1 pseudogene is annotated in these 238 nt (G+C 61.3%); it reads left to right on the plus strand.

The annotated features are described in order from the left end of the window. Window positions 1–238: pseudogene (locus tag SB751_RS35050) on the plus strand (PrkA family serine protein kinase); the annotation flags it as partial.

Consider the following 238-nt stretch of genomic DNA (forward strand, 5'->3'; position numbering starts at 1 on the left):
ACGTCTTTCCCGTTTGTTTTCCAACCGGACCATCCGGCGCTATCCAGCGTTTCAGGAGACTACGGCATGGAGGACGTCATCGGGCAGATCGTGGCGTTCTTCAAGCATGCCGCGCAGGGACTGGAAGAGCGCAAGCAAATCCTCTATCTGCTGGGGCCCGTCGGCGGCGGCAAGTCGTCCATCGCCGAGCGCCTCAAGGTGCTGATGGAGCGCTTCCCCATCTACGCGCTCAAGGGCT

Origin of the sequence: Cupriavidus sp. SIMBA_020, from assembly GCF_046535395.1 — a bacterium.
In the GTDB taxonomy this organism is placed as follows: Bacteria; Pseudomonadota; Gammaproteobacteria; order Burkholderiales; family Burkholderiaceae; genus Cupriavidus; species Cupriavidus campinensis.